This is a genomic window from Bacillus sp. 491mf, assembly GCF_900112415.1.
Lineage (GTDB): Bacteria > Bacillota > Bacilli > Bacillales > Bacillaceae_G > Bacillus_A.
This window is the reverse complement of record NZ_FOLV01000025.1, coordinates 45,450-51,962: the sequence shown is the minus strand read 5'-3', so window position 1 is coordinate 51,962 and position 6,513 is coordinate 45,450. Positions and strand designations below refer to the sequence as shown.

The window sequence follows — 6,513 nt, the reverse complement described above, 5'->3', positions numbered from 1 at the left end:
ACAAATACAAGCACAAATAGCGATCCAAGAGTTCCATCTAATAAACAAAACGATAAAACGACAGTATTACTTCCTAAAACAGGAGGAGCACCAGCGGAGATGATTTCAATTGTTGGCGGTATGGTATTGTTCGTTTTAGGTGGAATGTTATTTGCTCGTCAACGAATGAAACAATAAAAAGCTGTAGAGTATTATTTGATAACTCCTTTAGGGAATCATTCAAAAAACTTCATGGACAGGTGAAGAAAAGAATGAAACCTAAAGGGTTTTTTTATAGGAAAAAGGAAGTGTTTTCAAATGGAGAATAAATAGCGCGCATCAATTGAGGTTCGATGCGCGCTGCTTTATAGTTCTTATGTTGTTAAGATGACTATAACCGTATGTTTTTGTTTATAGCGCTGTTAAAATAATTGGTTCACCGCGTGTTACAACAATTGTATGCTCGCACTGTGCAACAAGGCTTTTATCTGGTGTGACAAATGTCCATTCATCATCACCGCGTTCGATAATATGATCTGCATGCATAGATACGAATGGTTCTACTGCTAAGACAAGTCCGTCTTTTAGGAGAGCGCTATCCATTGGATCGAAATAGTTTAAAATATGATTTGGTGCTTCGTGTAGGCTAAGGCCAATGCCATGTCCTGTTAAGTTTTGAATGACTGTATAGCCATTTTTACGAGCATCGTTGGCAACTGCACGGCCAATTTGGTTTTGTTTTGCGCCAGCTTTTACTTTTTTCATGGCTGCCCAAAATGCACTTTCAGCAGCAGCACAAAGTTTTTCTTTTGCTTCGTCTTGTCCAAGAACAAATGAAATACCTGTATCTGCATAGTAACCATCAAGTGCCGCAGATACGTCTACGTTTACTAAGTCGCCTTCTTTTAGAACGCGGTCTCCTGGGATGCCGTGTGCAACTTCTTCATTGACGCTAATGCAAGTTGTACCTGGAAAATTATATTCTTTTTCAGGTGCAGAAATAGCACCGTGCTCATCTAATACTTTCTTACCGATTAAATCAAGCTCTCTCGTTGTCATGCCTGGTTTCGCTTGTTTTTTCATTTCCTCGCGAGCAAGCGCAACGATGCGGCCGACTTTGCGTAAGCCTTCTAAATCTTGTTCATTTCGAATAATCATGAAAACCACTGTCCTTCCTCGAATGTACATCTCACATGATTGTATCATGTTTATTTTTGTCCTGCTACTTACCTAGGGAGTCGCTCATTTCAAGATTTCATGACATTTGTCATATCCATGTCATGACGTCTCATACTGTTTTCCACCTCTTCCAATTTATACAATATAAATATAAGAACGACGGGGGTGGAGAAATGGAACAGATAATTGAAGTAAATGGTGTTTCAAAAACATTTAAACATAAAAAAGCAGTAAATAACGTTTCATTTACAGTAGCGAAAGGGGAAATTGTTGCATTACTTGGACCAAACGGAGCTGGTAAAACGACAACAATTTCGATGATGCTTGGATTAAGGGATCCTTCAGAAGGAAAAGTTTCTATCTTCGGTAAGAGCCCAAAACACCGAGATGTTCGCAATCGCCTTGGAGCAATGCTGCAAGAAGTGAGCGTCATTGATAGTGTGTCAGTAGAAGAAGCAATTGACTTGTTTCGTAGTTATTATACGAATCCAGTTGCAAAAGAAACATTACTTCAGCTATCCAATTTAGCTTCAGAAAGAAAGCAAAGATGTGAAAAGTTATCTGGTGGCCAAAAAAGACGTTTAAATTTCGCGCTCGCACTTGCTGGGAATCCCGATTTACTTTTCTTAGATGAACCAACAGTAGGGATGGACATTACGTCTAGAAAAAGCTTTTGGGATACAATTCGAAAATTGGCAGCTGAAGGGAAAACAATCATTTTAACAACACATTACTTAGAAGAAGCAGATGCACTAGCAGATCGAATTTTATTATTCGGTAACGGCAAAATCATCGCTGATGGTACGCCAGATGAAATGAAAGCAACGATTTCTCAAAAAACAATTTCGTTTTATGTAAAAGAAGAGGTACCGATGGGTATGCTTCGCAGCCTATCTCATGTTACAAATGTCCAATGTAATGAAAAGCATGTGGTACTGACAACAGATGATACGGACGCTACGCTTCGAGAAATTTATCATAAAAACTTGCCTGTTAAGGATGTTGTTGTTGAGCGCGGTAGCTTGGATGAAGCTTTTGAACAGTTTGTCGCAAATCAGAAGGAGGGAATCGTATGAGAGCGTTTTGGATGCAATGTAAAATAGAAATATTACGTACGTTTCGCAATAAATTATTTATCTTTTTCTCATTATTAATGCCAGTTATGTTTTACTACATTTTTACTAATGTTGTGTCAGTGCCGCAAAACGGAGATGCATGGAAAGCACATTATTTAATTTCAATGGCTACGTTTAGTATTGTAGGAACGGCACTCTTTAGTTTTGGTGTTCGTCTTTCACAAGAAAAAGGGCAAGGATGGACACAGCTTTTACAAATTACACCGCTACCAGAAGGCGTATATTTAACAGCTAAAATTATTGCTCAAACGGTTGTAAATGCTTTTTCAATCATTGTTATTTTCATCGCGGGTATAGTCATTAATGATGTACAGTTAACAATAGGACAGTGGATTGGCGCTGGATTATGGTTATTGGTTGGTGTTACGCCATTTTTAGCACTTGGAACGATTATCGGTGCGATTAAGAAAGCGGATGCGGCTACTGGACTAGCGAATATATTAAATATGTGTTTAGCAGTTCTAGGCGGCTTGTGGATGCCGATTGAAATATTTCCAAAGACGTTAAGAAGCATTGGAGAATGGACGCCGACATATCACTTCGGAAGCGGGGCTTGGGATATTGTTGCTGGCAAGACAATTGGTTGGGAAAATGCGACAATTTTAGGAGGTTATTTTATCGCTTTTGTTGTACTATCAATATATATAAGAAAAAGACAGGAAGCGGTATAAAATGATCGAAAAGAAGCAGTTTGAACTATTTCCGAAACAGATGGGTTTTTTCCCTTATATATGGCTCGTATATTTGTTGTATCCTCTTTACTATTTGATGGGGCAATCAGGATGGAAATTGATATTAGGAGGCGGTATGCTTGTACTCTTTGTTATTGCATACCGCCAGCTTTATTTTGTGCCAAAGAATTTTATTATGTGGGCTTGTATTCAACTGGTGATTACATTCTTATTTAGTACGTTTTATGACCCATATATGATTTTCTTTGGATTTTTTACAGCAAATGCAATAGCATTTGCACAGACAAAAAAACAATTTCGTTTATTATTTTTCCTTTTGATCGTAATGATTTGTTCGTTTATGTTGGTGAACATCCGCGTGTTTACAAACACATCTGCTATAACTGTGATCCCGATGTTTATTTTAATGATTGTTACACCATTCGGTATGCGGAATTTTAACCAGAAAAAAGTATTAAGAACACAATTAATTGAAGCAAATGAACAAATTCGTGATTTAGTAAAACGCGAAGAACGGCAGCGCATTGCAAGGGATTTACATGATACGTTAGGGCATACGTTATCGCTCATTACATTAAAAAGCCAGCTTGTTGAGAAGCTTATTGTGAAAAATCCGGAACGCGCTTGTCTAGAGGCAAAGGAAATTACGCAAACATCCAGAACGGCGTTAAAACAATTACGGGAATTAATTTCTGATATGCGGATGATTACTGTCGAAGAAGAGCTAGAACAAGTGAAGGTGATTCTTCAAGCTGCTAGCATATCGCTAGAGGTGCAGCAGGAGACAAGTACGAATGTATTATCACCGCTAGAACAAAACATTGTCGGAATGTGTGTACGTGAAGCGGTGACAAATGTTGTGAAGCATAGTAAGGCAACGGAGTGCGTAATTATTTTACTTGAGGCGCAAGGGAAGTTGATGGTGCAAGTAAAGGATAATGGTGTTGGATTACAAAACAATCACGATGGGAACGGTATACTTGGCATGAGGGAGCGATTAGCTCTCATTGATGGAGTACTTAAATTAGATGATATTCATAATGGAACGATGTTAACGATACATGTTCCAATTGTCATAAGAACAGGGAAAGAAGGTGCGCATGCATGATTCGAATCATCATTGCAGAAGATCAGCGTATGCTTCGCGGGGCGTTAGGGGCTTTGCTGGATTTAGAGGATGATATTGAAGTTGTTGGGCAAGCGGAAAATGGAGAAGAGGCTTTGAAGCTCATTGAAACAGTACAGCCTGATATTAGTATTATGGACATTGAAATGCCGATTCAAAGCGGTCTGGATGTTGCTGAAACATTGCGGAAGCAGCAATCATTGTGCCGGGTTATGATTTTAACAACATTTGCTCGACCTGGTTATTTCGAGCGCGCAATGAAAGCAAATGTTCATGGGTATTTATTAAAAGATAGTCCGAGTGAAGATCTCGCAGCGGCAATTCGTAATGTTATGAATGGAAAGCGAGAAATTTCCCCTGAGCTTATGTTCGGACTTTGGCAAGAACAAAATCCATTAACAGATCGGGAAAAAGAAGTTCTTCTATTAGCGAAAGAAGGAAAGACGACAAATGAAATCGCCAAAACACTATATCTTTCATCTGGAACCGTTCGAAATTATATTTCGGATGTTTTAACGAAGCTGGATGCAAAAAATCGGATTGAGGCGATTACGATTGCGGAAGAAAAAGGATGGATATGAAAAAAGGTGTTTACCAATGTGAATCGGTAAACATCTTTTTTTGCGGGTAACTGTGTAACAAGTGAAATTACATCAATAATTGTGTAATCGCTAATAATTGGGTTATAATTTTAATATATGAATTTAATAATATCAACGTATGTAGTCGCCTTCTCGTTTTTTACAAATGACAATTTCACTAGTAAATTCTTTTTCTGACATATCGTTTGGAATTTGCAGAGCATTTCGTAAGAAAATTTTCACTTCATTTTTCGACAAAAAATTTGTTATATTAAGATTGGGTTATTGTACTTTTTTTTCTTGTACTTCACCTTTCAAGTACTTTTTCACGATATTTTCTTTCGTGCTACTTTGAGATCCTGCTAATGTTTCGATTGTTAGCCCGGGCTGAGCAGCTGCAACTTTTATTTGTTTATTATTCATTTCTTGGATACGAATTGCTTAAGGACAGAGCAAGCCGAAAGAAGAGAACTGGTCATTTTTTGTGATTTTTCTCTAACACACTTAATCTCACAAGTGTATGAGATTAAGTGTAAGACAAAATTGCGGAATTTTATATAAATTATGCAATATTTCATATCGAAAATTGTCGAAATGGCAGTATTGTATTGGTATGACCATTTTTAAAACTAAATTGCAATAAATGGGATGGATGGTGAACTAACGTGCATGCGGAAAAGCTGGGAGACGAAATTAAAAAGATTAGAAGGATGCGAGGTTTAACACAAAAGCATTTAGCTGATAACATATGTCATCAGTCGGAAATAAGTAGAATTGAATCAGGAGTAGTATATCCGAGTATGGACATATTACAAGGAATTGCAGCAAAGTTAAAAGTACCGATTATTCATTTTTATGAAGTAGTGGCTTATTCTGATATTGAACGAAAAAAACAATTTAAAGATCTGATTCAATCGCTATGCAAACAAAAGAAATATGAAGAAATTTATAAAAAAACATGGGATGAGCTAAAGAAAGAAGAAGATCATCCAGAGTTTCAGCAATTTCTTCTTTGGCATCATCATTTATCGGCGTATATGTTGAAAAAGGTGAATTATGAATACTGCATTTTAGAGTTGAAAAAATTAATCACCCAGCAATCAGTGGGTATGGATGTCTTTCAAAGTTTATATATCGAAAATTCAATTGCAAATATTTATGCGGAAAATGAATGTATTCAAAAAAGCATTGAAGTTTATAAACATATTTTAAAACAGTTGAAATCATTACATAGTAACGAGGAATTTGCTATAAAGGTTGGCTATAATTATGCAAAGGCATTGTATTTAGATGACCGGTATGAAGAAGCTCTTTACAATGTTGAAAAAACAATTGAAACATCATGCCAGAATAGTAACATGACACTCATTGGCCAGTTATTCTATCAAAAAGGAGAATGTCTTGAAAAGCTAGGGCATTCAGAAGATGAGATTAGAATTGCTTATGCAAAAGCGCTGTTCTTTTTTGAACTATTAGATCTACATTCTTATAAAAATACGCTGTTAAACAAAATGAAAATTTAAACAGGTAAAAAAAGGGTATGCATAATTGCATGTCTTATGGATAAAATTTCATGTTATATTAGAAAAAAAGACGTGGGGGAATGGAATATGAAAAAACTTCTTGTTGGTAGTTTATTGACATTAGCAATGTTAGCAGGTATTTCATTTGGCAGTGCGCTAGTAGACCAAAATCAAGCAGTAACAAATCATAATGATGTAGTACAATTAGCTTCAGATTTACCATTTGAATATTAAAATAAAAAGAAACAACCGTCTAGTCAAGACGGTTGTTTCTTTTTTTAGGCCTTTTTGCATAAG

The 6,513-nt window shown here is 36.6% G+C and carries 8 protein-coding genes and 1 pseudogene; 7 read left to right on the top strand and 2 right to left on the bottom strand.

Annotated elements, in window-relative coordinates; all coding sequences use genetic code 11:
- Positions 1-177, top strand: a 177-nt coding sequence (locus tag BM211_RS18520; RefSeq protein ID WP_141771668.1) for an LPXTG cell wall anchor domain-containing protein, incomplete at its 5' end; no start/stop codon positions are given.
- Between the two features lie 213 nt (positions 178-390).
- On the opposite strand, the gene map is transcribed toward BM211_RS18520, so the two are convergent.
- Positions 391-1,185, bottom strand: coding sequence for a type I methionyl aminopeptidase (gene map, locus BM211_RS18515; RefSeq protein ID WP_090998940.1), 795 nt, complete (start codon positions 1,183-1,185; stop codon positions 391-393).
- Between the two features lie 146 nt (positions 1,186-1,331).
- Here map and BM211_RS18510 point away from each other — a divergent pair, with 146 nt between their 5' ends.
- From BM211_RS18510 to BM211_RS18495, 4 genes are read left to right on the top strand one after another with little or no spacing between them, the layout of a single operon-like run.
- Complete coding sequence (locus tag BM211_RS18510) at positions 1,332-2,234, top strand: ABC transporter ATP-binding protein (protein ID WP_035430665.1); 903 nt, start codon at positions 1,332-1,334, stop codon at positions 2,232-2,234.
- A complete protein-coding gene (locus BM211_RS18505; RefSeq protein ID WP_090998939.1) occupies positions 2,231-2,965 on the top strand; it encodes an ABC transporter permease in 735 nt (244 codons plus the stop codon). The genes BM211_RS18510 and BM211_RS18505 overlap by 4 nt, the downstream gene beginning before the upstream one ends.
- A gap of 1 nt (position 2,966) precedes the next feature.
- Positions 2,967-4,094, top strand: a complete 1,128-nt coding sequence (locus tag BM211_RS18500; RefSeq protein ID WP_035430663.1) for a sensor histidine kinase — start codon at positions 2,967-2,969, stop codon at positions 4,092-4,094.
- Entirely contained in the window at positions 4,091-4,693 is a 603-nt protein-coding gene (locus tag BM211_RS18495) for a response regulator transcription factor (RefSeq protein WP_035430662.1), read from the top strand. The genes BM211_RS18500 and BM211_RS18495 overlap by 4 nt, the downstream gene beginning before the upstream one ends.
- Positions 4,694-4,834: 141 nt before the next feature.
- Here the strand turns inward: BM211_RS18495 and BM211_RS27605 are convergent.
- Positions 4,835-5,116: pseudogene (locus BM211_RS27605) on the bottom strand (hypothetical protein); the annotation flags it as partial.
- 242 nt (positions 5,117-5,358) lie between these two features.
- Here BM211_RS27605 and BM211_RS18490 point away from each other — a divergent pair.
- Complete coding sequence (locus BM211_RS18490; protein WP_035430661.1) at positions 5,359-6,216, top strand: helix-turn-helix domain-containing protein; 858 nt, start codon at positions 5,359-5,361, stop codon at positions 6,214-6,216.
- An 87-nt stretch (positions 6,217-6,303) separates the two neighbouring features.
- Positions 6,304-6,450, top strand: a complete 147-nt coding sequence (locus BM211_RS18485) for a quorum-sensing peptide PapR (protein WP_035430660.1) — start codon at positions 6,304-6,306, stop codon at positions 6,448-6,450.
- Positions 6,451-6,513 lie beyond the last annotated feature (63 nt).

Coding starts and splice junctions, on each gene's coding strand:
- map (WP_090998940.1), bottom strand. CDS start 1,185: ATGATACAATCATGTGAGATGTACATTCGAGGAAGGACAGTGGTTTTC.
- BM211_RS18510 (WP_035430665.1), top strand. CDS start 1,332: ATGGAACAGATAATTGAAGTAAATGGTGTTTCAAAAACATTTAAACAT.
- BM211_RS18505 (WP_090998939.1), top strand. CDS start 2,231: ATGAGAGCGTTTTGGATGCAATGTAAAATAGAAATATTACGTACGTTT.
- BM211_RS18500 (WP_035430663.1), top strand. CDS start 2,967: ATGATCGAAAAGAAGCAGTTTGAACTATTTCCGAAACAGATGGGTTTT.
- BM211_RS18495 (WP_035430662.1), top strand. CDS start 4,091: ATGATTCGAATCATCATTGCAGAAGATCAGCGTATGCTTCGCGGGGCG.
- BM211_RS18485 (WP_035430660.1), top strand. CDS start 6,304: ATGAAAAAACTTCTTGTTGGTAGTTTATTGACATTAGCAATGTTAGCA.